Source organism: Pseudomonas sp. NFACC25, assembly GCF_900100935.1.
GTDB classification, from domain to species: Bacteria; Pseudomonadota; Gammaproteobacteria; order Pseudomonadales; family Pseudomonadaceae; genus Aquipseudomonas; species Aquipseudomonas marginalis.
Window position 1 is genome coordinate 502,938 of sequence record NZ_FMUC01000001.1, and the last position, 26,149, is coordinate 529,086.

The window sequence follows — 26,149 nt, forward strand, 5'->3', positions numbered from 1 at the left end:
GGCTCGGTCACCTTGATCCCTTCGCGGGAACCGGGTGGTCGAGCCGCCGTTGGCGTTTGTTGCGAGGCTGTTTAATGCCGCTGTCCACTATTCATATCCTGCATCAGGACGACGCTGTCCTGGTGGTGAACAAGCCGACCCTGTTGCTCTCGGTGCCCGGCCGCGCCGATGACAACAAGGACTGCCTGATCACCCGCCTGCAGGAAAACGGCTACCCCGAAGCCCGCATCGTCCATCGCCTGGACTGGGAAACCTCGGGGATCATCCTGCTGGCCCGGGATGCCGATACCCATCGCGAACTGTCCCGCCAGTTTCACGACCGCGAAACCGAAAAGGCCTACACCGCGCTGGCCTGGGGCCAGCCGGAACTGGACAGCGGCAGCATCGACCTGCCCCTGCGCTACGACCCGCCGACCAAACCGCGCCATGTGGTGGACCACGAGTTCGGCAAGCATGCGCTGACCTTCTGGAAAGTGCTGGAACGCTGTGGCGACTGGTGCCGCGTCGAGCTGACGCCGATTACCGGAAGGTCGCACCAGTTGCGCGTGCATATGCTGTCCATCGGGCATCCGTTGCTCGGTGACGGCCTGTATGCCCATGAACAGGCCCTGGCTGCCTGGCCGCGCCTGTGCCTGCACGCGAGCATGCTGAGCTTCACTCACCCGCAAAGCGGTGAGCGCTTGCGCTTTGAGTGCCCGGCTCCCTTCTAAAGCTGTAAATACAGTACATGTGGGAGGGGCGGTGCGACTTGCCCCCTCCCACATTTGTTCTGTGCACTTCTCGCCCTCGAACGGTAAACTCCGCGCATTGCTGTCTGGAGCTATTTATGCGCGAAGCGTTGAATCAAGGCCTGATCGACTTCCTCAAGGCCTCCCCTACTCCTTTTCATGCCACCGCCGCCCTGGCCCAGCGCCTGGAAGCGGCCGGTTTCCAGCGCCTCGACGAGCGCGAGACCTGGGCCACCGAAGCCAACGGTCGCTACTACGTGACCCGCAACGATTCCTCGATCATCGCCTTCAAGCTCGGCCGCCATTCGCCGTTGCAAGGTGGGATTCGCCTGGTCGGCGCCCATACCGACAGCCCGTGCCTGCGGGTCAAGCCCCAGCCTGAGCTGCAACGCCAGGGCTTCTGGCAACTCGGCGTGGAAGTCTACGGCGGCGCGCTGCTGGCGCCGTGGTTCGACCGCGACCTGTCCCTGGCCGGCCGCGTCACCTTCCGTCGCGACGGCAAGGTCGAAAGCCAGCTGATCGACTTCAAGCTGCCCATCGCTATCATCCCCAACCTGGCCATTCACCTGAACCGTGAAGCCAACCAGGGCTGGGCGATCAATGCCCAGACCGAATTGCCGCCGATCCTCGCGCAATTTGCCGGTGATGAACGCGTGGACTTCCGTGCCGTGCTCACCGAGCAGTTGGCACGGGAGCACGGGCTGAACGCCGATGTGGTGCTCGACTACGAGTTGAGCTTCTACGACACCCAGAGTGCCGCCGTCATCGGCCTGAACGGCGACTTCATCGCCGGCGCACGCCTCGATAACCTGCTGTCGTGCTACGCCGGCCTGCAAGCCCTGCTCACCAGCGAGAGCGACGAAACCTGCGTGCTGGTGTGCAACGACCACGAGGAAGTCGGTTCCTGCTCGGCCTGCGGTGCCGACGGCCCGATGCTGGAACAGACCCTGCGTCGCCTGTTGCCTGAAGGTGATGAATTCGTACGCACCATTCAGAAATCCCTGCTGGTGTCGGCCGACAATGCCCACGGCGTACACCCCAACTACGCCGATAAGCACGACGCCAACCACGGCCCCAAGCTCAATGCCGGCCCGGTGATCAAGGTCAACAGCAACCAGCGCTACGCCACCAACAGCGAAACCGCCGGGTTCTTCCGTCACCTGTGCATGGCCCAGGAAGTGCCGGTGCAGAGCTTCGTGGTGCGCAGCGACATGGGCTGCGGCTCGACCATCGGCCCGATCACCGCCAGCCACCTGGGTGTGCGTACGGTGGATATCGGTTTGCCGACGTTTGCCATGCACTCCATTCGTGAACTGTGCGGCAGCCATGACCTGGCGCATCTGGTGAAGGTGTTGGGCGCGTTCTACGCCAGCCACGACCTGCCCTAAGACCAGGACTGGATGTCGTCAACATGTGGGAGGGGCGGTGCGACGATTCGCACTTGCCCCCCACATTTGGTTTACGTCCACCTGATCTGCATCACCTGCATTTCCTGCAATCCGACCTAGACTTGTCAGTATTCCCACTCCGACAAGGCCGTCGCCCCATGATCTCCATGTCCTCCTTCCACGCCATGCTTATCCCTATCCTGATCGGCATGATCATGCTCGCCGTCGGCTTCAACTTCCGCGACAAGCCCCTCGGCGTGTTCGGCATGTGGGTCGGCATGCTGCTGATCCTGGGCACCGTGGTGTACAAGATCCTCGCCAAACTGGCCGAATGACGCTTGCACTCGTACACTCGCTCAACCCGTCGTTTCCAAGGTTGACCGCCTCGTGCTTTCCCGTCTGTTTGCCCTGCCCTGCTGTTTCCTGATCGCCCTGCTCACGCTGCTGCCGCTCTCGTCCGCCCAAGCGGTGGGCCTGCCCGGGCTGCTCGGCACCACCAAGGCCCAACCCCAGGCCGAAGTGCCGTTGGGGCAGTCGCTGGACGAGGTGATCAAGACCCTGGAAAACGACCAGCAACGCACCCAGTTGCTGAGCGACTTGAAGAAGCTGCGCGCCGCTACCCAGAAGGCCCAGCCCGCCGCCGAGCAAGGCGTGCTCGGGCTGATCGGCAGTACGCTGTCGGGCCTGGAGCAGCAGTTCTCCGGCGCCGACAGCCCGCTGGGGCGCTGGTCGAATGAAATCGACCTGGCCAAGGACGAACTCAGCGCCCTGATGCTGCCGGCCAGCGAATGGCTGCCGATCATTTTCGGCTTTGCAGTGATTCTCGCGGTATGGAGCCTGCTGGCAGCCGCGTTGATCTGGCTGAGCCACCGGGTACGCGAGCGCTTCGGCCTGCCCGAGGAGCTGCCGCAACACCCGCGTACCTGGGACATGCTGCGCTTCGCCCTGCGCAAGCTGGGGCCCTGGCTGATCGCACTGGTGATCACCGTGTACCTGAGCTACGCCCTGCCCTCGTCCCTGGGCAAATCCCTGGCGATGGTGCTGGCGTATGCGCTGGTGGTCGGCACCTGTTTCTCGGCGATCTGCGTGATTGCCTTCTCCCTGCTCGACGGCCCGCACCGCCACCGCGCGCTGTATATCCTGCGCCACCAGGCGTTCCGCCCGCTGTGGTGGATCGGCAGCTTTGCCGCCTTCGGTGAAGCCTTGAGCGACCCGCGGCTGGTGGCTGCGCTCGGCCAGCACCTGGCCCACACGGCGGCCACGGTCGCCAATGTGATGGCCGCGCTGTCCACCGGCGTGTTCATCCTGCGTTTCCGACGGCCGATCGCCCACCTGATCCGCAACCAGCCCCTGTCGCGCCGCCTGACCCGCCGCGCCCTCAGCGACACCATCGAGATCGTCGGCACCTTCTGGTACATCCCCGCCTTGCTGTTGGTGGGCATCTCGCTGTTCGCCACCTTCGTCTCCGCCGGCGACACCAGCACCGCCCTGCGCCAGTCGCTGTTGTGCACGGTGTTGCTGGTGTTGTGCATGGTGATCAACGGCCTGGTGCGGCGCCATGCGCTCAAGCCGCAACGGGGGCACAAGCGCCATGCGCTGTACTCCGAACGCCTGAAAAGCTTCGTCTACACCCTCGCCCACCTGGTGGTGTGGCTGGTGTTTATCGAACTCGGGCTGCGGGTGTGGGGCCTGTCGCTGATCCGCTTTACCGAAGGCGACGGCCATGAAATCAGCGTCAAGCTGTTCGGCCTGGGCGGCACGCTGCTATTTGCCTGGTTGATCTGGATCCTCAGCGACACCGCCATCCATCACGCCCTCACCCGCTCGCGCAAAGGCCTGGCCAATGCCCGCGCGCAGACCATGATGCCGCTGATCCGCAACGTGCTGTTCGTGACCATCTTCATCATCGCCGCCATCGTCGCCCTGGCGAACATGGGCATGAACGTCACGCCACTGCTGGCCGGTGCCGGTGTGATCGGCCTGGCCATCGGTTTTGGTGCGCAGTCACTGGTGGCCGACTTGATCACCGGCCTGTTCATCATCATCGAAGACTCCCTGGCCATCGATGACTACGTGGACGTCGGCGGCCACCTCGGCACCGTCGAAGGCCTGACCATCCGTACCGTGCGCCTGCGCGACATTGACGGCATCGTGCACACCATCCCGTTCAGCGAGATCAAGAGCATCAAGAACTACTCGCGGGAGTTCGGCTATGCGATCTTCCGGGTGGCGATCCCGTACAACATGGAAATCGACGATGCGATCAAGCTGATGCGCGATGTCGGCCAGAAAATGCGCAACGATCCGCTGCAACGCCGCAATATCTGGTCGCCGCTGGAGATCCAGGGGGTGGAAAGCTTCGAGTCAGGCAGTGCGATCCTGCGCGCGCGCTTCAAGACGGCGCCGATCAAGCAGTGGGAAGTGTCGCGGGCGTTCAACCTGTCGCTGAAGCGGCATCTGGATGAAGCCGGTCTGGACCTGGCCACGCCGCGCTTGAGTGTGCAGGTGGTGACGGGGGCTGCGGGGGGGTTGGAGAAGGACAAGAACGCGTAAGGTCATGGCGAATGTGATGAGCTTGTTGTGGTTTGTGGTGAACTTATTGTGGTGAGCTTTTTGTGGTGAGCGGGCTTGCCCCGCGCTGGGCTGCGAAGCAGCCCCACTCAAGAAGCACTCGGTGTATCAGACATAACTCAGCGGCTGGTTTTGGGGCTGCTGCGCAGCCCAGCGCGGGGCAAGCCCGCTCACCACAACAAGCCCGCTCACCACAACAAGCCTGCTTGCCACAACAGGCCCGCCCACCATAACAGGCCGGCCTACTGAAGGTTTTGCGTCAGGCCAGCGTTGCGCCGTCCATCTTCTGGCGCAGGCTCAACGGACGCATATCGGTCCAGGTTTCTTCGATGTAGGCCAGGCACTCTTTCTTCAGGCCGCTCTTGCCCACGGTGCGCCAGCCTTCCGGCACGGCCTTGTAGTCGGGCCAGATGGAATACTGTTCTTCATGGTTGACCACTACCTGAAACAGGATGTCGTCGCGGTCAAATACTGAGGTCATTGCTGTTCTCCATCGCTCAAAGGCTGGCTGCGCACCACGCGCAGCGCTGATATCTGTAGAAACGTACCAACACGCCAAAAAATTAGAGGCTGGCGACGGCTGCCGCCAGGGCGCGCCCGAAGATCTCGGCCACGCGGTCGATCTCGGCGGCGCTGATCACCAGTGGCGGCAGGAAGCGCACCACGCTGCCATGCCGGCCGCCCAGCTCGAGGATCAAGCCGCGCTTGAGGCATTCGCGCTGTACCAGCGGTGCCAGCTGGCGATGCACCGGCGGGTGGCCCTGGATATCCAGGGTGCCGTCCGGGTCCACCAGTTCCACGCCGAGCATCAGCCCGCGCCCGCGAATATCCCCCAGGTGCGGGTAGTCACGCTGCAGGATGCGCAGGTGTTCGCCCAGGCGCTCGCCCATGGCGGTCGCGTGGCCGGCCAGGTCGTGCTCCTTGAGGTAGCGCATCACCGCCGAACCGGCCGCCATGGCCATCTGATTGCCACGGAATGTCCCGGCATGGGCGCCCGGCAGCCAGGTGTCGAGCCAGTCGCGATACACCACCACCGCCAACGGCAGGCTGCCGCCGATGGCCTTGGACATCACCACCACATCCGGAATGATGCCGGCGTGCTCGAAGGCAAACATCTTGCCGGTACGGCCGAAACCGCTCTGAATCTCATCGACAATCAACGCCACGCCGGCCTGTTCGGTGATGCGCCGCAGGCCGCGCAGCCAGTCGAGATCGGCCGGGATCACCCCGCCCTCGCCCTGCACCACTTCGACAATCACCGCCGCCGGCAGCAACACCCCGGCTTCAGGATCGTTGAGCAGGTTTTCCAGGTAATGCAGATTGACCCGCACGCCTTCTGCGCCGCCGAGACCGAACGGGCAACGGTAGTCGTAAGGGAATGGCAAAAACTGCACGCCATTGCCGAGCAAGGCACCCAAGGGTTTTTTCGGCCCCAGGCTGCCCATCAGGCTCAACGCGCCCTGGCTCATGCCGTGATAACCGCCCTGGAACGACAGCACCGTGCTGCGCCCCGTGGCAGTGCGCACCAATTTCAACGCCGCTTCCACGGCATCGGTACCGGTGGGGCCGCAGAACTGGATCTTGGCTTCCCGCGCCAGTTCCGCCGGCAGCAGGCCGAACAGGTCCTGCACGAACTGGTCCTTGACCGGCGTGGTCAGGTCCAGGGTATGCAACGGCAGTTCGTCGCTCAGCACTTGCTGGATGGCCTGGATCACCACCGGGTGGTTGTGACCCAACGCCAGGGTGCCGGCGCCGGCCAGGCAGTCGATGAAACTGCGACCCTCCACGTCTTCCACGTAGATCCCCTTGGCGCGCTTGAGCGCCAGGGGAATGCGCCGTGGGTAACTGCGGGCGTTGGATTCCTGCTGGCGCTGGCGGGCCAGCAGCGGGCTTTCGTCGAACTGATAAAGCGTTTCATGCACCTGGGTATCTTCGATACGGCTGGTAGCGACTGACATCTCTCGATCCCTCAATACGCGGATGATGGTGACCAAACTGCCGATCCGTTGGCGTCTGGCCCAAGGGCATGCGCACGGATTTCCTGTTCTGGAGACGCACCAGCGAGAAAAGGATTTAGGGGACAGTGATGGTTGACTGATGGATGAGATCAAAGTCCGCGGTATTTTTCGTTCAAGGCATACAGGATCGCGCAGGTCTCGGCATCCAACACACCACCATAATCCCGCGCCCGAAAGTGCATCTGAAACGCCCGGGTGCGCTGCTCGAACGCCTGGCGATTCTGCGCCGGCTTATAGCCATAGCGCTGAAATGCCCGCTCCACCTCCACTTCAGGCGGCAGCCCGACACAAAACCGGCGCTGGTACATGGCCCGCGTCGACTCGTCGAACCACGCCCCGACTCCCGCCTCGAACAAACCGCGCCACGGCAGGCGCGGTCCCGGATCGCTCTTGCGCCAGTACGCCACGTCCGAATGCCCAAGAATGTCGGCCGGTCCGATCTGCGGGTAACGCCCAAGGATGTCGCGAAGCAATGCGATCAACACCGCCACCTGCTCCTGGCCGTACGCGGGAAAGGTGAATACGCCGCCGTCATCCCGGGCCAGGTTGACGATTTCGATGCCGATCGCCCGACTGTTGAGGTTATCGCGCCCACCCCAGTGGCTCGCCCCGGCATGCCAGGCGCGCTGGTTTTCGTGCACCAGGCGAAACACGCGCAACTCGTCATACCCGGCGGCGCGGTAGCCGGGCTCATGGGGATCCGGCAGCAGGTAATGCGCGCTGACCCCGTTACGGGTGAGGGTGCGCAAGGAGGAGGCGAACGGGGCCGCGGTGTAATGCAGGATCACCTGCCGCACGGGTTCGCCGTGACGTTCGTTGAAATCCCTGGCGGGGAAACTGGTATCGATGACCAACATAAGAACCGTCCTTTTCAATACAGGCCGAGTCTTTCGGCCCGTTCAAGCGCAAAAAAATTACCGCCATCCTGAAGGCTTGCACCTCAAGCGGGCGGTAACTATTTGGCACGTGAAAGAACGCGGTCAGCGCCGCAACGGCATGCCCAGGTCAACGCGCAGGCCATCCACCTGGCTGTCGAACTTCAATGAGCAGGAACAGCGCTGCACGATCGCCTGCACGATCGCCAGGCCCAAGCCACAGCCCTCGCTGTTGCCATTGCGCCAGAAGCGTTGGGTGAGGTATTGCAGGTCTTCGGGGGAGATCTGCTTGCCGTGGTCGCGCACGCGGAAGATCACGTGATCGGCGGCGGTAAACACGCTGAGCTCCACCCGTGTGTCTGCGGGTGTGTGGCGCAGGGCGTTGTCCAGCAGGTTGCGCAGGGCGGCAACTGCCAGGCCCACCGGCATGTCCACCGGGGTTTCGCTGAGGTTATCCGCCAGGTTCAGGTCGATACGCCCATTATCGCCGGCATTCGCATCCTGGATCGCCAGCCGTGCGACTTCCTCGGCGCTGGACTGCACGCCATCGTCGAATGACAGGCTGCCTTCCACCCGCGCCAACAGCAGCAATTGCTCCAGGGTGCGATGCAAGCGGTCGGCGCCCTCCTCGGCATGGGCCAGGGACTGGTCGCGGGCCGCGCCTTCGGTCATGCGCGCCACTTGCAGGTGGGTCTTGATCGCCGTCAGCGGGCTGCGCAGCTCGTGGGCGGCGTCGCCGGTGAGGCGGCGTTCGCGCTCGATGGTCTTGGCGATGCGTTGCAGCAGTTGGTTCTGGGTGTCGAGCAGCGGCTTGAGCTCGCTGGGCAGCGGGTGGATCTGCAACGGCTCGAGGGAATCGGCACTGCGGCGCATCAGCGCGTCACGCATGCGGTTGAGCGGCAGCAGGCTCTGGCCGATACCCAGCCACAACAGGCACAGGCAACCGAGCATCGCCACGCCCACCGGCACCGAGGCGGCTAGCAGGATCGACAGGTTCAGCGCCTCGCGCTCCACCTGGCGGTCGGCGGTGGTGATCAACAGGTCGCCACGGGACAGGGTAAAACTGCGCCAGCCCACGCCATCGATGACCTGGTCACGAAAGCCGCTCTTGCGCGACTCCAGGCCCTCATCCGGCGTGGTATGGCTGCGGGCGAGGATTTCCCCGCGCAAGGAGCTGACCTGGCACGCCATGCCCCCCGGCACATTCAGTTGCTCGGCGCTGAAATGCGCGCCGCCGCTGACACTGGCCAGGCCCGGCATCTGCTCGGTCAGGCCCGCCACCATGCGCGCCGACGCCACCAGGCGCTGGTCGAGGGAGAACATCATCTGGTTGCGCAGGTCGTTGAGCATCCAGGCCGCCGCCAGGGCCCAGATCAGCACAAACGCGGCGCCGAGCTTGAACGTCAGGCGCAGGCGCAGGCTTTTCACGAAACGTTCTCGCCATCGTCTGCCGGGCCGAGGCGATAACCCAGGCCGCGCACGGTCTCGACGATGCCATTGCCCAACTTGCGCCGCAGGTGATGGATATGCACGTTGAGGGCGTTGCTTTCCAGTTCATCGTTGAAGCCGTAGACGCTGTCCTTGAGTTGCTCGCTGGACAGCACCCGGCCTTTGTTGTGCAGCAGCGCCTGTAAGAGCGCCTGTTCACGTCGGGACAGGTCCACCGGCTGGCCGCCCAGCAGGGTTTCGCGGCTGCTCGGGTCGTAGGTCAGCCGGCCGTGCTCGATCAGGTTGACGCTGCGCCCCGCCATCCGGCGCAGCAGGGTTTGCAGGCGTGCGGCCAATTCGCGCAGGTCGAAGGGTTTGAGCAGGTAGTCATCGGCACCGGCTTGCAGGCCGTCGACACGGTTGGTCACCGAATCCCGCGCGGTGAGGATCAGCACCGGAATCTCCAGGCCCTGGCTGCGCAGCTGTTGCAGCAGCTTGAGGCCGTCTTCGTCGGGCAGGCCGAGGTCAAGCACCATGATGTCGAAGGTCGCCGCCTTGAGCATCGCGCGCGCAGCGGCGGCCGTGGCCACGCGCTCGACTGTAAAGCCCTGGGCTCCGAGGCCGGCCACGATGCCGCTGGCGATCAGTTCGTCGTCTTCACAGACCAGTACGTGCATGCTGAACCCTTCATGAAAGATGGGGGGATTAAAAGTGCAGCGGATTAAGCGCAGATTATGCCGTGAAAAGATGCAAGCTCAGATAATCCCTACACTTTAGAATAGCGCCCGGTTAATCATCGGTTAATCAACGCCACACATTGTGTGCCTCACTTGCATCGAACTAAGGCTTGACCATGCGGCATCTGTTTATCTTTCTGCTGGTGTTATTCGCGGGGTTGGCCCAGGCGGCGCCGGGCAATCCGTTTGAGACCAAAGCCGATTTCCTCCCGGTGGGCAAGGCTTTCACCTTTACCTCCGAACGTCTTGAAAGTGGCGAGACCCAGCTGTATTGGCAGATTGCCGACGGTTATTACCTGTACAAGCAGCGCATGAAGTTCGATGGCCTGGCCGAAAAGCCCGTGTTGCCGCAAGGCGAAGCCCATAGCGACGAATTCTTTGGCGAGCAGGAAGTGTATCGCCAGGGCCTGGAAGTGAAGATTCCCGCCGGTGTCACCGGCCAGGTCAAGCTCGGCTGGCAGGGCTGCGCCGATGCAGGGCTGTGCTATCCGCCGCAGTCGATCAGCGTAGACCTGGGCGGCAACCCCGCCGTTGCGGCCACCGCCGAAGCCCAGGACCAGAGCCTGGCCAGCGGCCTGCAACAACGCAGCCTGGGCTGGAGCCTGCTGGTGTTCTTCGGCCTGGGCCTGCTGCTGGCGTTTGCCCCGTGTTCGTTGCCGATGCTGCCGATCCTCGCCGGCCTGGTGGTGGGCAGTGGCGCCAGCCCGCGTCGCGGCTTTGCCCTGGCCGGCAGCTACGTGGTGTGCATGGCGCTGGTGTACGCGGCGCTCGGCGTGCTCGCCGCCCTGCTCGGCGCCAACCTCGCCGCGCTGTTGCAAACCCCGTGGATCCTCGGCAGCTTCGCCGCCTTGTTCGTGATCCTCGCCCTGCCGATGTTCGGCTTCTTCGAACTGCAACTGCCCGTGGCCTTGCGCGATCGCCTGGATAACGTCAGCCGCAACCAGAGCGGCGGCAGCCTGGTCGGCGCCGGGGTGCTCGGCGCGCTGTCCGGCCTGCTGGTGGGGCCGTGCATGACCGCGCCGCTGGCCGGTGCATTGCTGTATATCGCCCAGAGCGGCAATGCCCTGCACGGCGGCCTGATCCTGTTCGCCATGGGCATCGGCATTGGCGTGCCGCTGCTGTTGCTGGTGACCGTGGGCAACCGTTTCCTGCCCAAGCCGGGCACCTGGATGAATGTACTCAAGGGCATCTTCGGCTTCCTGTTCCTGGCCACCGCCGTGCTGATGATTCGCCCGGTGATCGACGAAAGCCTGTGGCTCGGCCTGTGGGGCGTGCTGGCCATGTCCATGGCCTACTGCGGCTGGCGCCTGGCCCAGGATTTCGGGCGGGTCGCCATGCTGTTCGGCGCCGGTTCCGTGGTCGTGGGGGTGTGGGGCGGCCTGCTGCTGGTGGGTGCTGCGGGTGGCAGCGATGACCTGTGGCAACCGTTGAAGGTCTACAGCGGCTCGCGGTCCACTGCCGCACCCAGCGCCCACGAAGCCTTCATGACCATCAATGACCCCGCTGTGCTGCAAGGCCAGCTCGACAGCGCCAAGGCCCAGGGCCAATGGGTGCTGGTGGACTACTACGCCGACTGGTGCGTGTCGTGCAAGATCATGGAAAAACAGGTGTTCGGCAAACCCGAAGTGCTCGATGCGCTGAAGGACGTACGTCTGCTGCGCCTTGACGTCACCGCCGACAATGCCGCCAGCCGCGCACTGCTGGGCCGCTACAAGGTACCGGGGCCGCCCAGCTTCGTGTGGATCGGCCCTGACGGTGAGGAACGCCGCGCCCAGCGCATCACCGGCGAAGTGGATGCCGCCGCCTTCCTGCAACGCTGGACTCACGCCCGGGACGCCCTCTGATGCTGACCCTGACCATCGGCACCTTCGCCATCGCCCTGAATCACATCCTGCTGATCAGCGCGTTGATTCTCGCCACCCTGGTGGGTTGGCGCGTGGCCAAGCGTGGCGGTGAAAATCCGGAATCGGTGCTGTTCAGCCTGTTCCTGCTGGGCATGCTGGCGGCCCGCGTCAGCTTCGTGCTGATGTACTGGAGTTACTACAGCAACGACTGGCTGCAGATGGTCGACCTGCGCGACGGCGGTTTTCTCGCCTGGCCCGGTATCGTCGCCCTGATCCTCGGTGCACTGCTCTATGGCTGGCGTCGCCCGGCGCTGCGCAAGCCCCTGAGCGCCGGGGTCATCACCGGGCTGGTGTTCTGGGGCATGACCAGCCTGTCCTTGAGCGTGTATGAAAAAGGCACACGCCTGCCGGACATCACCTTGCGCAACGCCAATGGCGAAGTGGTGCAACTGGCCGATTACCAGGGCGGTCCGCTGGTGATCAACCTGTGGGCCACCTGGTGCCCGCCGTGCCGCCGCGAAATGCCGGTGCTGGAAAACGCCCAGCGCATGCGCCCCGACGTGACCTTCCTGTTCGTCAACCAGGCCGAAAGCATGCAAAGCGTCAGCACCTTCCTCGCCACCCAGGGCCTGACCCTCGACAACGTGCTGTTCGACGCCAGCGGCCGCCTCGGCCAGGCCGTGGGCTCCATGGCCCTGCCCACCACGCTGTTCTACCAAGCCGACGGGCGCCTGATCAACAGCCACCTGGGCGAGTTGTCCCAGGCCAGCCTGGCCCGTGCCATGGAACCCTTCGACACCGCCCCTGCCGCCACAAGGAAACCGACATGCCTCGCCTCCGCCACCTGCTGACCCTGCTGCCGCTGACGCTGGCGGCCTCCCTGGCCCAGGCCGAAAACTGGCCGGCACCGATCAAACAGATCGAAGCCAAAGGCGCCAAAATCCTCGGCAAGTTCGACGCCCCCAGCGGCCTCACCGGCTACGCCGCGCAATACCAGAACCGCGGCATGGCGCTGTACCTGACCGCCGACGGCAAGAGCGTGATCGCCGGCAACCTGTACGACGCCCAGGGCAATGACCTGAGCAGCGCGCCCCTGGAAAAACTGGTGTACGCGCCGATGGCCAAGGAAGTCTGGGCCAAAATGGAAAAAAGCAGCTGGATCCAGGACGGCGACAAAAACGCCCCGCGCATCGTCTACCTGTTCAGCGACCCCAACTGCCCGTACTGCAACATGTTCTGGGAACAGGCGCGGCCATGGGTAAAAGCCGGCAAGGTCCAACTGCGCCACATCATGGTCGGCATCATCCGCGAAGACAGCGCCGCCAAATCGGCCGCCCTGTTCGCCGCCAAGGACCCGCAAAAGGCCCTGGAAGAACATGAAGCCGCCGGCAAGGGCAGCAAATTGCAGGCGCTGGCCAAGATCCCGGCGGACATCGAAGCCAAGCTCGATGCCAATATGAAGTTGATGGACGAGCTGGAACTGTCGGCGACGCCGGCGATTTTCTACCTGGATGACAAGGGCGGCTTGCAGCAACAGCAAGGGGCGCCGTCGCCGGAGAAGTTGGCGAAGATTATGGGGCCGAAGTAAGCGGCGCCTGGTCTGACGCCATCGGGGGCAAGCCCCGATGGCGTCCTGACAGACAGCGAAGATCAGAGCCCCTCCAACTCCGCCATCAAATCACTCAACCGATCCACCTTCTCCGCACTGATCTCATTGGCCGCCAGCCCCTCGATGTACTCGGCCAACTCCGCCACCGTACTGCATTCGAACATCGCCCGCAGCGGCACATCCCGCTGCAGGGTCTTCTGCACGCGCGAGGCAATCTGCGTGGCCAGCAACGAGTGGCCGCCCAGTTCGAAGAAGTTGTCCTGCACGCCGACCCTGTCGACTTTCAGCACCTCGGCCCAGATCGCGGCCAAGGTGTTTTCCAGTTCGTTGCGTGGCGCCAGGTAGTCCTGGCTGTGCAACTGGCCGATCTCCAGTTCCGGCAGGGCCTTGCGGTCGAGTTTGCCGTTGGCGTTGAGCGGCAGGCGCTCGAGCCATAGCCAGTGCAGCGGCACCATATACTCCGGCAGTTCGGCGCGCAGGCGTTGCTTGATGCGGTCCAGGCGTTCGCCCGGATTCAGCCTCTCATCGGCGGCCACCAGGTAACCCACCAGATGCTTGCCGTTGACGCCTTCCTGCACGCCCACCGCCGCGTCGCGCACTAGGGGTTGTTCGTGCAGGCGCGCTTCGATTTCACCCAGCTCGATGCGGTAACCGCGAATCTTCACCTGATGGTCGATACGCCCGACGTACTCCAGCACGCCATCGCTGCGCCGCCGTGCCAGGTCGCCGGTGCGGTACAGGCGCTCGCCCGGTGCACCGAACGGGTTCGGCACAAACACCTGGGCGGTGCGCAGCGGATCGCTGACATACCCGCGGCCCACCCCGGTGCCGGCCACGCACAGCTCACCGACCGCCCCTTGGGGCACCAATTCCAGCGCACCATCCACCACGTACAAACGGTTATTGTCCGTCGGCGTACCAATCGGCAGGTAAGTGCCACGGGTGGACGCCAGGTCGACGCGGAAGAACGCCACATCGTCCGAACATTCCGCCGGGCCGTAGGCGTTGACCAGGCCGATCTCCGGGTAACGCAACAACCACTGGTGCGCCAGCTCCGGCGGCATCGCTTCACCGGTCGGCAGCATCCAGCGCAAACCGTCCAGGCTGATGCGATCCTGGGCCAGCATGCCCTGGATCAGCGACGGCACGCTTTCCAACACGGTGATGCCGTGTGCCTGCACATGGGCCAGCAAGCCCTGCGGATCGTGGGCGATGCTGTTCGGCACGATATCCACCCGTGCACCGAACAGCGGCGCGGCGAGGAATTGCCATACGGAAATATCGAAGCTTTGCGAGGCGGTCTGGGCGATCACATCCGCTGGCGTCAGGTCCATATACGGCACCTTGCTCAATTGGTTATTGAGCATGCCGCGCTGTTCGACCATCACGCCTTTGGGCAAGCCGGTGGAGCCCGAGGTGTAGATCACGTAGGCAAGGTTATCCGGGCCGCTGTAGATGCCAGGATTTTCCCCACGGGCAGGCACGTCCTCCCACACCAGCAACTGGCAGTCGACGCCGTCCAGCAGCTCGATGGCCTGCTCGCGGCACGCTTCGGTGCAGACCAGCAACGGTGTGCGACTCAGGTCGATGATGCGACTCAGGCGCTGGCTCGGCAGGCCCGGGTCCAACGGCAGGTAACCGGCACCGGCCTTGAAGCTGCCGATGATCATGCCCAGCAGGTCGAGGTTACGCTCGGCCAGCAACGCCACGGGTTGGTCCAGGCCGACGCCCGCCGCAATCAGTGCATGACCCAGGCCGTTACTGCGCCGGTTCAGCTCGTCATAGGTCCATTGCCGGTCCAGGCAACGGGCGGCGATGCGCTGCGGATGCGCGCTCACCTGGGCTTCGAACAGCTCGATATAGCTGCGTTCCAGCGGGTAGGCGTGTTCGCTCTGGTTGCAGCCGTCCAACAGGAACGCGCGCTCCTGTTCGCCCATCAGTGGCAGGTCGGCCATGTCGCCATGGAAGCCCTGCACCAGCGCCAGCAGCAGGCGCTTGAACTCGCCGAGCATGCCTTGCACGGTGGTTTCGTCGAAGTAACGCTGGTCGTAGGACAGGTGCAGGCCGAGGTCATCCCCCGGGTAGCACACGGCGGTCAGCGGGAAATTGGTGTGGGTGCGGCCGGAGTCCGAGGTGGCATTCAGGCTGTGGGCGCGGTCCAGCACCGAGACTTCCACCGGGGCGTTTTCGAACACGAACAGGCTGTCGAACAGCGGCTGGCCCTTGGGCAGTTCGCTGTGTTCCTGGATCGTCACCAGCGGCAGGTATTCGTACTCGCGCAGTTGCATATTGCTGTCGAGCAACGCGTTCAACCACTGGCGTACGCTGCAACGCTGGTCGTCCTCGGGCAGCTTCACCCGCAGCGCAATGCTGTTGATAAACAGGCCGACGGTGCGTTGCATCTCGGGCATTTCTACCGGGCGCCCGGCCACGGTGACGCCGAACAGCACGTCACGCTCGCCGCTCAAGCGTCGCAGCACCAAGGCCCAGGCCGCCTGGGCGAAGGTATTGACGGTGAGTTGATGGGCCTGGGCCAGTTCGCGCAGTTGCGCACCGTCACGGGGGTCGAGGCGGGTGTAGCAGTCACCCACCACCATGCCGCCACTGTGGCCGGCATGTTCGCGCAGGAACGGCCGGTCGCTGGGGATCGGCGTGGTGCGCTCGAACCCTTGCAGGTTCTGCTGCCACCACTGGCGTGCTTCGGCCAGGTTCTGGCGTTGCAGCCAGGCGATGTAGTCGCGGTAGCGCGGCGGCGTGGCCAGCTGCGCTTCACGACCTTCGCCGAGGGCCATGTAGATATCGAAGAAGTCATTCATCAACAGCGAGCGGCACCAGGCATCGATCAGGATGTGGTGGTTGCTCATCATGAACCAGTAGCGCGCTTCACCGACGCGGATCAGGCGCAGGTGGAACGGCGCCTGGTTGAGCAGATCGAAACCGGCTTCGCGCTCGGCCTTGAGCAGCGCTTGCAGGCGCGGTTCCTGTTCACTTTCCTGGTCGGCACTCCAATCCAGGTACTCGATCGGCGTGCTGCCCGGCTTGTGGATCACTTGCAGCATGTCTTCGCCGACGTTCCAGCAGAACGAGGCGCGCAAGGCTTCGTGGCGAGCGATCACCGCTTGCCAGGCCTGGGCGAAACGCTCGGGGTCCAGAGCGCTGTTGATGCGGTAGCGGTCCTGCATGTAGTAGAGGCCGGTGCCCGGCTCGAGCAGGGTGTGCAGCAGCAGGCCCTCTTGCATCGGGGTCAGCGGGTACACGTCTTCGATGGCGCCGGCCGGTACCGGCAAGCTGTCGAGCTGCGACTGGCTCAAGTGCGCCAGGGGGAAGTCGGACGGCGTGAGGCCGCCGGCGTTGTCCTCCAGGCAATGGGCGACCAACGCTTGCAGTTCGGCCAGGTAGGCCTGCGCCAGGTCCTGGATGGCCTGTGGGTCGTGGCGTTCGCGGCTGAAGGTCCAGCGCAGCACCAGTTCGCCGCCGTACACCTGGCTGTCCACACTCAGTTCGTTGGGCAGCGGCGCATCCGGGTCATGGGCCAGGCCCGCCGATTCGTCCAATGGGTGGAACAGTGCATCGGCGCCGAAGCTTTGGTCGAACTGGCCAAGGTAGTTAAAGGTGATCTGCGCACTCGGCAAGGCGGCCATGCTCTGTTTGCACAGGTCATCGGCGAGGTAACGCAGCACGCCATAGCCCAACCCTTTATGGGGCACCGCACGCAGCTGTTCCTTGATCGCCTTGATCGAGTCGCCCTGCCCGGTTTGCGGGGTCAGGCGCAGTGGATAAGCGCTGGTGAACCAGCCGACGCTGCGGGTCAGGTCGATGTCGTCGAACAGGCTTTCGCGGCCATGGCCTTCGAGCTGGATCAGCGCCGCCCCGTGCCCGCTCCAGCGGCACAGCACACGGGCCAGGGCGGTCAGCAGCAGGTCGTTGACCTGGGTGCGGTAGGCGCTCGGCGCCTGTTGCAGCAACTGGCGCGTGTGTTCGGCATCCAGGCGCACGCTGACGGTGTCGGCATCGCGGTTGCGCCGCGAACCGTGCGGGTGGGCCACAGGCAATACCGCGTCAGGGCCGGCCAATCGGTCCTGCCACAGGCTCAGCTCTTCACGCAGGGATTCGCTGCCGGCATACGCCTGCAAGCGCGCGGCCCAATCGCGCAGGGCGCTGGTCTTGGCCGGCAGGCTGACGGACTGGCCGTCGCTGAGCTGGCGGTAAACGTTTTGCAGGTCTTCGAGCAACACGCGCCACGACACACCGTCCACCACCAGGTGATGGATCGCGATCAGCAAGCGTTGCTGGCCTTGAGGGCCATCCACCAGCAAGGCGCGCACCAGCGGGCCGTGCTCCAGGTCGAGGCTGCGCTGGGTGTCGGTGAACAGCGCGGTGCACTGTTGCATGTCGCGCACTTGCGCCTGCATCAGCACGCCGCCTTTCGGCACGGCCAAGTGTTCGGCATGCCATTGCGCATCGCGCCGGGTGAAACTCAGGCGCAGGGCGTCGTGGTGCTCGAGTACCGCCAGCAACGCTTGCTCCAGTCGATGAGGCTCGAGCAGTTGCAGCGGCTTGAGCACCAACGCCTGATTCCAGTGCTGGCGCGCGGGAATATCGGTGTCGAAGAACCAGTGCTGGATCGGTGTAAGGCCCGAAGCGCCGGTGAGCACGCCTTGCTCGGCGCTGACCTGCTCGGAGCGCGTGGCCACCCCGGCCAGGGTTTGCACGGTCTGGTGCTGGAACAGGTCGCGGGGGCTGAAGTGAATCCCCGCCTGACGCGCGCGACTGACCACCTGGATCGACAGGATCGAATCGCCGCCCAGTTCAAAGAAGTTATCGTCGAGGCCGACCTGCTGCACGTTCAACACCGCGCACCAGATCGCCGCCAAGGTGCTTTCCAGCTCGTTGCGCGGCGCCACGTACTGTTGCCGATTGGCCTCGGGATCGGGTTGCGGCAGGGCGCGGCGGTCGAGCTTGCCGTTGGCGGTCAGCGGCATGCTGTCGAGTACGATCAGGTGCGCGGGTACCATGTAGTCCGGCAGTTGCGCCTTGAGATGAGCCTTGAGCGCCTCACGCAAGGTGCCGTGGTCGGCGTCGCTGACCAGGTACGCCACCAGTTGCCTGCCACTCGGCGAATCCAGCGCCAGCACCACCGCTTCGCGCACAGCTGCGTGTTCCAGCAGGCGGGTTTCGATCTCGCCCAGTTCGATCCGGAAACCGCGAATCTTCACCTGGTGGTCGATACGCCCCAGGTATTCCACCAGGCCATCGGCACGCTGGCGCACCAGGTCGCCGGTGCGATACAGGCGACCGCCCTGGCGGGCAAACGGGTCGGCGACAAACCGTTCGGCCGTCATCCCCGGACGTTCGTGGTAACCCTGGGCCAGACCGGCGCCGCCCACATACAACTCGCCGGTCGCGCCTTGCGGTACCAACGCCAGGTCGGCGTCGAGAATATAAGCCACGCGGTCGCCGATGATGCTACCGATCGGCACGCTGGCGGCGCCCTCTTCCAACTGCTGCGGCGCCAGGCTGGCCAGGGGCATCACCACGGTTTCGGTGGGCCCATAGGCATTGAAAAACACCTCGGGCTGGAACGCCGCACGGATACGCTGCAGGTGTTCGCCGGTCAGCGCTTCGCCGCCGGTGATGCACATGCGCACCGGCAAGGTCTGGTGCTGGGTTGCCAGCCACTGCGCCAACTGGCTGCCGTAGCTCGGGGTAAAACCGAGGATGTTGATGCGATGGGTACGGATCAGCCCGCAGATTTCCTCGGCATCCCACTGGCCCTGGGCGCGCAGGACCACCTGGGCACCGCTGAGCAGCGGCACCAGCAGACGCTCGGTGGCGGCGTCGAAGTTGATCGAATAGAAATGCAGCTCGCAATCGTCCGGGCGCATGCCGAAGCGCTCGATCACGGCCTGGCAATGCATGGCGATTTCACCGTGGGACACCACCACGCCCTTGGGTTTACCGGTGGAACCGGAGGTGTAGATCAGGTAGGCCTGATGTTGCGGCAAACTGATAAACGGCAGCTCGCCGGCCGGGTAATTGGCCAGCACCGGCAAGTCATCTTCCAGGCACCAGCAGGCCACGCTCGCCGGCAATTCGCCGAGGGCGTCGAACATCGCCGCATCGCTGAGCAGCAGGCCGATGCCGCTGTCTTCGATCATGTAGTGCAGGCGGTCCAGCGGGTATTCCGGGTCCAGCGGCACATAGGCGCCACCGGCCTTGAGGATCGCCAGCAGGCCGATGACCATTTCCAGCGAGCGCGGCAGCGCCAGGCCGACCCGCACCTGCGGGCCGACGCCGCGCTCGCGCAGCATCCAGGCCAGGCGGTTGGCGCGGGCGTCGAGTTCAGCGTAGGTGAGGGTCACACCGGCAAAGGTCAGCGCCGGGGCATCGCCACGCTTGAGCGCCTGCTGGCTGAACAGTTGCTGGAGGCACTGGTCGAGGCGATGCTCGCCCGCCTCCACGCCCAGGCTGTCCTGCAACGCGCGTTGCTCGGTGGCGCTCAGCAATGGCAATTCGCTGAGGCGTTGTTGCGGGTTGGCGATCAACGCTTCGAGCAGGTTGCGCCAATGCTCGGCCATGCGCGCGATGCGCGGTTCATCGAACAAATCGGTGCTGTAGGTCAGGCAGCAACCCAGGCGATGGTCGAGGTCGGTGACTTCCAGGTTGAGGTCGAACTTGGTCGCGCGGGCATCGTTGGCCAGGTATTCGACGGTCATGCCGGCCAGTTGGCGGCTCTGCTGGAATTCCCAGCGCTGCACGTTGCACATCACCTGGAACAGTGGGTTGTACGCCGCGCTGCGCGGCGGTTGCAGGGCTTCCACCAGGTGGTCGAACGGCAGGTCCTGATGGGACTGGCCTTCGATCACCGTGTGACGGACCTGCTCGAACAGCTCGGCGACACGCATCTGCCCCGTGAGCTGGCAACGCAGTACCTGGGTGTTGAGGAACGCGCCGATCAGCCCTTCGCTTTCCGGGCGAATGCGGTTGGCCACCGGCGCGCCGATGCGCAGGTCGGTCTGGCCGCTGTAGCGATAGAGCAATACGGCCAGGGTGGCGGTCATGGTCATGAACAGGGTCAGGCCATGTTCGGCGTTGAAAGCACGCACACGGGCGGCGAGATCGTCGCTGAGGTCGAAGCGGTACAGCTCGCCCTGGTGACTTTGCACCGGTGGCCGTGGACGGTCGCTGGGCAGTTCCAGCAGCGGATGCTCATGGCCGAGCTGCGCGGTCCAATAGTCCAGTTGGCGTTGGCGCTCGCCAGACTCCAACCACTGGCGTTGCCACACGCTGTAGTCCAGGTACTGCACCGGCAACGGCGCCAGCGGTGACAGGCGCTCATCGATAAACGCTTCGTACAGCGCGCTGAGTTCACGGGCAAAAATGTCCATGGCCCAGCCTTCGGTGACGATATGGTGCAGGGTCAGCACCAGGTAGTGCTCCCGCTCACCGGCCTTGACCAGGCACGCGCGCAGCAGTGGCCCGGTTTCCAGGTTGAACGGGGTGTGCGCCTCGTGGTCGGCCAGTTGCTGCAAACGCTGCTCGCGCTCGCCTTCGTTCAACGCCGACATATCCTGCCAGTCCATGCGCAGGCCGGTCTGCGCCGACACCTTTTGATAGGCCACGCCGTCGACGCTCGGGAATGTAGTGCGCAGGGTTTCGTGGCGCATGACCAAGGCCTGCAATGCCGCCTCGAAACGCCCCACATCCAGCACGCCACGCAGGCGTGCCATGCCGCCGACGTTGTAGGCCGGGCTGTCCGGTTCCATCTGCCAGAGGAACCACATGCGCTGCTGGGAATACGACAACGGCACCGGCAGGCTGCGGTCGACGGTGGCGATTGCGGTTTGCTGGTTGCGTTGGCCGCTGGCCTGGATCAGGCCGACTTGCTCGGCAAACGCGCCCAGCTCGCTGGCCTCGAACAAGGTGCGCAACGGCAACTCGACGTCGCACGCCTGGCGGGTGCGGGAGATGATTTGCGTGGCCAGCAGCGAGTGGCCGCCGAGGGCGAAAAAGTCATCGCGCAGGCCGATTGTTGCCAAGCCGAGTACTTCGCGCCAGATCGCTGCAATCTGCTGCTGCAAGGGTGTTTCGGGCTCGATGTGTTCGCGGGTTTGCCACACCGGCGCCGGTAATGCGCGACGGTCGAGCTTGCCGCTGGGGCTCAGGGGCATCGCGTCCAGGCGCATCAGTTGCGCGGGCACCATGTACTCCGGCAGCTCGGCGGCCAGGGCGGCTTTGACGTCCTGTTCGTCGAGGGGGGCATGGGCGGTGTAGTAACCGATCAACTGCGCATCGCGCACCAGCACCACGGCCTGGGCGACACCGTCCAGGGCCAGCAGGCGCGCTTCGATTTCTTCCGGTTCCACCCGGAAACCGCGCAGCTTGACCTGCTGGTCGAGACGGCCGAGGTATTCGAGCACGCCATCCGCACTCCAGCGTGCACGGTCACCGCTGCGATACAGGCGCGCGCCCGCCTCGCCCAGCGGGTCGGCGACAAAGCGCTCGGCGGTCAAGCCGGCACGCCCAAGGTAACCACGGGCCAGGCCGATACCGCCGATGCACAGTTCACCCGGCACACCGGCCGGCAACGGGTTGAGCTGCTCGTCCAGCACGCGGCAGATCACATTGCCCAGTGGTCGGCCAATCGGCGAACGCTCGCCATCGTCAGCAGTGCAATGCCAGTGGGTGACGTTGATCGCGGTCTCGGTCGGGCCATAGCGGTTGTGCAATTGCACCGCCGGCAACTGCGCCAATACGCGATTGCGCAACTCGGCAGGCAAGGCTTCGCCACCGGAGAACAGGCGACGCAGGCTGGTGCACTCGGGCACCAGCGGTTCGTCGATAAACAGCTGCAACAGCGGCGGCACGAAGTGCAGCGTGGTCACGCCGTGCGCCTGCACCAACTGCGCGATGCGGTGCGGGTCGCGGTGTTCGCCAGGACCGGCCAGCACCAGGCGGCAGCCGGTGATCAGCGGCCAGAAGCATTCCCACACCGACACGTCGAAACTGATCGGTGCCTTTTGCATCAGCACGTCGCTGTCATTGAGTTGATAGGTGGCCTGCATCCACTGCAAGCGCTCGGCCAGGGCCGCATGGGTATTGCCCACGCCCTTGGGCTGGCCGGTGGAGCCGGAGGTGTAGATCACATAGGCGAGGTTGTCGCCATCGAGGTGCAGGCCGGGCGGCTGGGTCGGCCAGCTGTCGAGGTGCAGGCTGTCCATGGCAATCACGCACACGCCTTCGGCACTCGGCACACGGTCCAGCAATGCGGTCTGGGTCAACAGCAGGTGCACGCCGCTGTCCTTGAGCATGTAGGCCAGGCGCTCGGCGGGGTAATCCGGGTCCAGCGGCACATAGGCGCCACCGGCCTTGATGATCGCCAGCAGGCCCACCAGCAACTGCGGCGAACGTTCGGCGGCGATGGCTACGCACACGTCCGGGCCGACGCCTTTGTCGCGCAGGTAATGGGCCAGGCGGTTGGCCTGGGTGTGCAGTTGGGCGAAGGTCAGGCTGCCGTCCTGCCAGACCAGCGCGGTGTTGTCCGAGGTGTGTTGATTGAGCAGTTCGGGCAACCATTGTTGAGCCGGTGCGCACGGCGCCTGGCTCCACGCTTGCTGTTCGTCCTGCGGCATCAGCTGGAGGTCACCGATGGCCTGTTGCGGCTGTTCGCACACGGCCTGCAGCAGGTGGATGAAGTGCGCGGCCAGGCGCTGGATGGTCGCGCTGTCGAACAGTTCGTCGGCGTAGTCGAAGGACAGGCTCAGGCGCCCGTTGCGGTCTTCTTCGCTGTGCAGCTGCAGGTCGAACTTGGCTTCGCGGCTGTGCCAGGGCAGCTCATCGGCGAGCATCCCCGGCAGGCGGCGCAAGGCGCTGAGGTCGCGCTGCTGGTGGTTGAACATGACCTGGAACAGGCCCTGTTCGCGGGCTTGCGGGAAGGCTTCCAACAGTTGCTCGAACGGCAGGTCCTGATGGGCCTGGGCGCCCAACGCAGTGTGGCGGGTGGCGGCCAGCAGCTCATTGAAAGGCCGGCGCCCGTCCAGCTCGGCACGCAGCACCAGGGTGTTGATAAAGAAGCCGATCAGGCCTTGGGTTTCCTGGCGCGGGCGGTTGGCGTTGGGCACGCCGATGCGGATATCGCGCTGGCCGCTGTAGCGGTAGAGCAAGGTCTGGAACGCCGCCAGCAACAGCATGAACGGCGTTGACTCGTGGGCCTGGGCGGTCTGGCGAATCGCCTCGCTGAGGCTGACACTCAGGCGCACACTATGGCGCGATGCGCTGTGGCGTTGCCGGGCCGCACGCGGGTGGTCGGTGGCCAGGCTCAGGGTCGGGTGCTCGTCGCCCAACTGCGCTTTCCAGTACGCCAGTTGGCGCTGGCCTTCACCGTCGGCCAGCCATTGGCGCTGCCAGCTGCCGTAGTCGGCGTACTGCAAGGCCAGTGGCGGCAACGCCAGGGCCTGGCCCTGGCTTGCGGCGGCGTACAGGCGCGAGAACTCGTCGATGAGGATATTCAACGACCAGCCATCGGCGATGATGTGATGCAGGGTCACCAGCAACTGGTGATCGTCCTCGTCCAGGCGCACCAGGGTCACCCACAGCAGCGGGCCTTTTTCCAGGTCGAACAGGGTGCGGGCTTCGTCCTCACGGATCTGTTGCGCGCGAGCCTCACGCTCGGCGACGGGCAAGTCGCTGAGATCGATAACCTGCAGGTCAAAATCGCTATTGGCGTCCACACGCTGGAAGCCCTGGCCATCGCGCTCATAGAAGCGGGTGCGCAGGGCTTCGTGGCGCTGGATCAGGTACTGGAAGCTCGAGCGCAGCGCGTCTTCATCCAGCTCGCCACGCAAACGCAAGGCGCCAGGGATGGTGTAGGCGCTGCTTTGCGGGTCCAGTTGCCAGGTGATCCACAGGCGGTTCTGGGCCAGGGATTGGGGCAGTTCGTCCTGGCGCGACAACGGGCGGATCGCACCTTGGGCAATGCCGCCGTCCTGTTGCAGTTGCGCCACGCCGGCGGCGAACCCGGACAACGTCGGCGCCTCGAACAGCAGGCGCAGGTTCAGCTCCAGGCCGAGGGTTTCCCGCAGGCGCGCCACCACCTGGGTGGCGGTGATGGAGTTGCCGCCGAGCAGGAAGAAGTGGTCGTCGGCCGCCACCGTGGCGACCTGCAACTGCTCGCGCCAGATAGCGGCGATCCGGCTTTGCAATTCGGATTCCAGTGCAACAGTGCTCGCCTGGGCATGCAGATCGGGGAACTGCGCGTAGCAGTCGAGGCTGCCGTCGGCCTGCCGAAGCGCGCACGCCGCACGCTGCACCTTGCCGCTGGAGGTCTTGGGCAAGCCGCCGGGATTGAGCAATACCACCACGCACGGCGCCTCTTGGTAGGCCTCGGCCACCGCCTGGCGGATGGCTTTGATCAACGCTTCAGGCGGCAGGATCTTCTGCACGCTGCGGCTGATCTCTGCGGCGATGCCGATGCCTTCCAGGCCGTTGTCATTCACCGCAAACGCCGCGACCCGGCCCTTGCGCACCACTTCCACTTCGCGCTCGATGGTCTGTTCGATGTCCTGGGGGTAGAGGTTATGGCCGCGCACGATCAGCAGGTCTTTCAGGCGACCGGTGATGTACACCTCACCCTCGCGGATAAAGCCCAGGTCACCGGTGCGCAGCCAGGTGCGGCCGGCATGCTGCACGAAGGTCTTGGCACTGGCTTCCGGGTTGCGCCAGTAGCCGTGGGCGATGCTCGGGCCGCTGGCCCAGAGTTCGCCGACGCAGTTGTCGGCCAGCTCGCTCAGTGTGTGCGGGTCGGCGATCAGCACCGCGTGTTCCGGCTGGGAGGTGCCGCAACTCATGATCGCACTGCCCTGCCCCGGCTCGGCGCGGTTGGCGGCCAGGGCCTGCTCGTCAATGCGCAGCGCCGGGATGCCATGGCCACGCCGGCCGCCGGCGACAAACAGGGTGGCTTCGGCCAGGCCGTAGGAGGCGAAGAAACTATCCGAGGTAAACCCGCAGGCGGCGAACTTCTCGGCGAAGCGCTCGAGGGTGTCGAGGCGGATAGGTTCGGAGCCGGAATAGGCCACGCGCCAGTTGCTCAAGTCCAGGCGTTCCAGGGCCGACTCACTGACCCGCTCGCTGCACAGGCGGTAGGCGAAATCCGGCCCGCCGCTGATGGTGCCGCGGTATTCGCTGATCGCTTCAAGCCAGCGCAATGGCCGGCCGAGGAAATAGGCCGGCGACATCAACACGCACGGCACGCCGCTGAAAATCGGTTGCAGCAGGCCGCCGATCAGGCCCATGTCGTGGTACAGCGGCAGCCAGCTGACGATCACGTCGTCAGGGTTCAGGTCGATGCCAAAGCCGCGCCGGATCAGCACTTCGTTGGCCACCAGGTTGCCGTGGCTGACTTGCACGCCCTTGGGCAACGCGGTGGAGCCGGAGGTGTATTGCAGGAAGGCGATGTCGTCGGGTTGCAGGTCGGGGGCGCTCCAGGCGCTGGCGATCTGTGCGTCGAGGGTGTCGACACTCAGCACCGGCGGCGCGTTTTCGATCTGCGCGAGGCCCTCGGCCAGGCTGGCGATGGTCAGCAACAGGCGCGGTTCGGCGTCACCGATAATCGACAGCAAGCGCTCCTGGTGATGACGGCGGGTGGACTCCGGCGGGTAGGCCGGCACCGCGATCACCCCGGCGTACAGGCAGCCGAAGAACGCCGCGACGTAGTCCGGGCCACTGGGGAACAGCAGCACCGCACGGTCGCCCTGTGCCGCATTGGCCTGGAGGGCGGCGGCGATGGTGCGGGCGCGTTGGTCCAGGTCACGGTAACTGAGTACCACGTTGTGCTCGGCCGACTCGGCGAGGAAGCGCAGGGCGACCTGGTCCGGGGCCTGGGCGGCGCGACGTTGAAGGGACTCGACCAGGGTGCGGGGAAGTTCGAAGGCGTCCATCATGGGGTTCCTGCCT

General features: G+C 64.9%; 13 protein-coding genes. 7 read left to right on the forward strand and 6 right to left on the reverse strand.

Translation table 11 applies throughout. The annotated features are described in order from the left end of the window. Nucleotides 1-74 precede the first annotated feature (74 nt). From BLQ09_RS02450 to BLQ09_RS02460, 4 genes are all read left to right on the forward strand, one after another. Entirely contained in the window at nucleotides 75-710 is a 636-nt protein-coding gene (locus BLQ09_RS02450) for an RluA family pseudouridine synthase (RefSeq protein ID WP_027603908.1), read from the forward strand. A 116-nt stretch (nucleotides 711-826) separates the two neighbouring features. Beyond that, complete coding sequence (locus BLQ09_RS02455; protein ID WP_027603907.1) at nucleotides 827-2,116, forward strand: M18 family aminopeptidase; 1,290 nt, start codon at nucleotides 827-829, stop codon at nucleotides 2,114-2,116. A gap of 158 nt (nucleotides 2,117-2,274) precedes the next feature. Beyond that, nucleotides 2,275-2,451 carry a hypothetical protein gene (locus BLQ09_RS31225; RefSeq protein WP_016970148.1) on the forward strand — a complete coding sequence of 59 codons (177 nt, stop codon included), beginning with the start codon at nucleotides 2,275-2,277 and terminating at the stop codon, nucleotides 2,449-2,451. 52 nt (nucleotides 2,452-2,503) lie between these two features. Further along, complete coding sequence (locus BLQ09_RS02460) at nucleotides 2,504-4,669, forward strand: mechanosensitive ion channel family protein (RefSeq protein WP_027603906.1); 2,166 nt, start codon at nucleotides 2,504-2,506, stop codon at nucleotides 4,667-4,669. Between the two features lie 277 nt (nucleotides 4,670-4,946). Here the strand turns inward: BLQ09_RS02460 and BLQ09_RS02465 are convergent, their stop codons facing one another. The 5 genes from BLQ09_RS02465 to BLQ09_RS02485 all read right to left on the reverse strand — a co-directional run bounded on the left by BLQ09_RS02465 (nucleotide 4,947) and on the right by BLQ09_RS02485 (nucleotide 9,685). Then, nucleotides 4,947-5,168 (reverse strand): MbtH family protein, encoded by a 222-nt coding sequence (locus tag BLQ09_RS02465; RefSeq protein WP_027603905.1) that lies wholly within the window; start codon nucleotides 5,166-5,168, stop codon nucleotides 4,947-4,949. A gap of 82 nt (nucleotides 5,169-5,250) precedes the next feature. Next, nucleotides 5,251-6,645 (reverse strand): aspartate aminotransferase family protein, encoded by a 1,395-nt coding sequence (locus tag BLQ09_RS02470; protein ID WP_092355137.1) that lies wholly within the window; start codon nucleotides 6,643-6,645, stop codon nucleotides 5,251-5,253. Nucleotides 6,646-6,794: 149 nt separating this feature from the next. Next, a complete protein-coding gene (locus tag BLQ09_RS02475) occupies nucleotides 6,795-7,562 on the reverse strand; it encodes an N-acetylmuramoyl-L-alanine amidase (protein WP_092355140.1) in 768 nt (255 codons plus the stop codon). 123 nt (nucleotides 7,563-7,685) lie between these two features. Continuing rightward, entirely contained in the window at nucleotides 7,686-9,008 is a 1,323-nt protein-coding gene (locus BLQ09_RS02480; protein WP_027603902.1) for an ATP-binding protein, read from the reverse strand. Further along, nucleotides 9,005-9,685: a response regulator gene (locus tag BLQ09_RS02485; RefSeq protein ID WP_027603901.1), complete on the reverse strand. Its 681-nt coding sequence runs from the start codon at nucleotides 9,683-9,685 to the stop codon at nucleotides 9,005-9,007. The genes BLQ09_RS02480 and BLQ09_RS02485 overlap by 4 nt, the downstream gene beginning before the upstream one ends. Before the next feature lie 176 nt (nucleotides 9,686-9,861). On the opposite strand from BLQ09_RS02485, the gene dsbD reads away from it, so the two are divergent. From dsbD to dsbG, 3 genes are read left to right on the forward strand one after another with little or no spacing between them, the layout of a single operon-like run. Then, nucleotides 9,862-11,589, forward strand: a complete 1,728-nt coding sequence (dsbD, locus tag BLQ09_RS02490; protein WP_092355143.1) for a protein-disulfide reductase DsbD — start codon at nucleotides 9,862-9,864, stop codon at nucleotides 11,587-11,589. Beyond that, on the forward strand, nucleotides 11,589-12,440 hold the full coding sequence (locus tag BLQ09_RS02495) for a TlpA disulfide reductase family protein (RefSeq protein ID WP_065927226.1): 852 nt from the start codon (nucleotides 11,589-11,591) through the stop codon (nucleotides 12,438-12,440). Before dsbD ends, BLQ09_RS02495 begins: the two co-directional genes overlap by 1 nt. Further along, nucleotides 12,416-13,177, forward strand: coding sequence for a thiol:disulfide interchange protein DsbG (dsbG, locus tag BLQ09_RS02500; protein WP_092355146.1), 762 nt, complete (start codon nucleotides 12,416-12,418; stop codon nucleotides 13,175-13,177). Before BLQ09_RS02495 ends, dsbG begins: the two co-directional genes overlap by 25 nt. A 62-nt stretch (nucleotides 13,178-13,239) precedes the next feature. Here the strand turns inward: dsbG and BLQ09_RS02505 are convergent, their stop codons facing one another. Then, nucleotides 13,240-26,136, reverse strand: a complete 12,897-nt coding sequence (locus BLQ09_RS02505) for a non-ribosomal peptide synthetase (RefSeq protein ID WP_092355149.1) — start codon at nucleotides 26,134-26,136, stop codon at nucleotides 13,240-13,242. Between the last annotated feature and the right edge of the window lie 13 nt (nucleotides 26,137-26,149).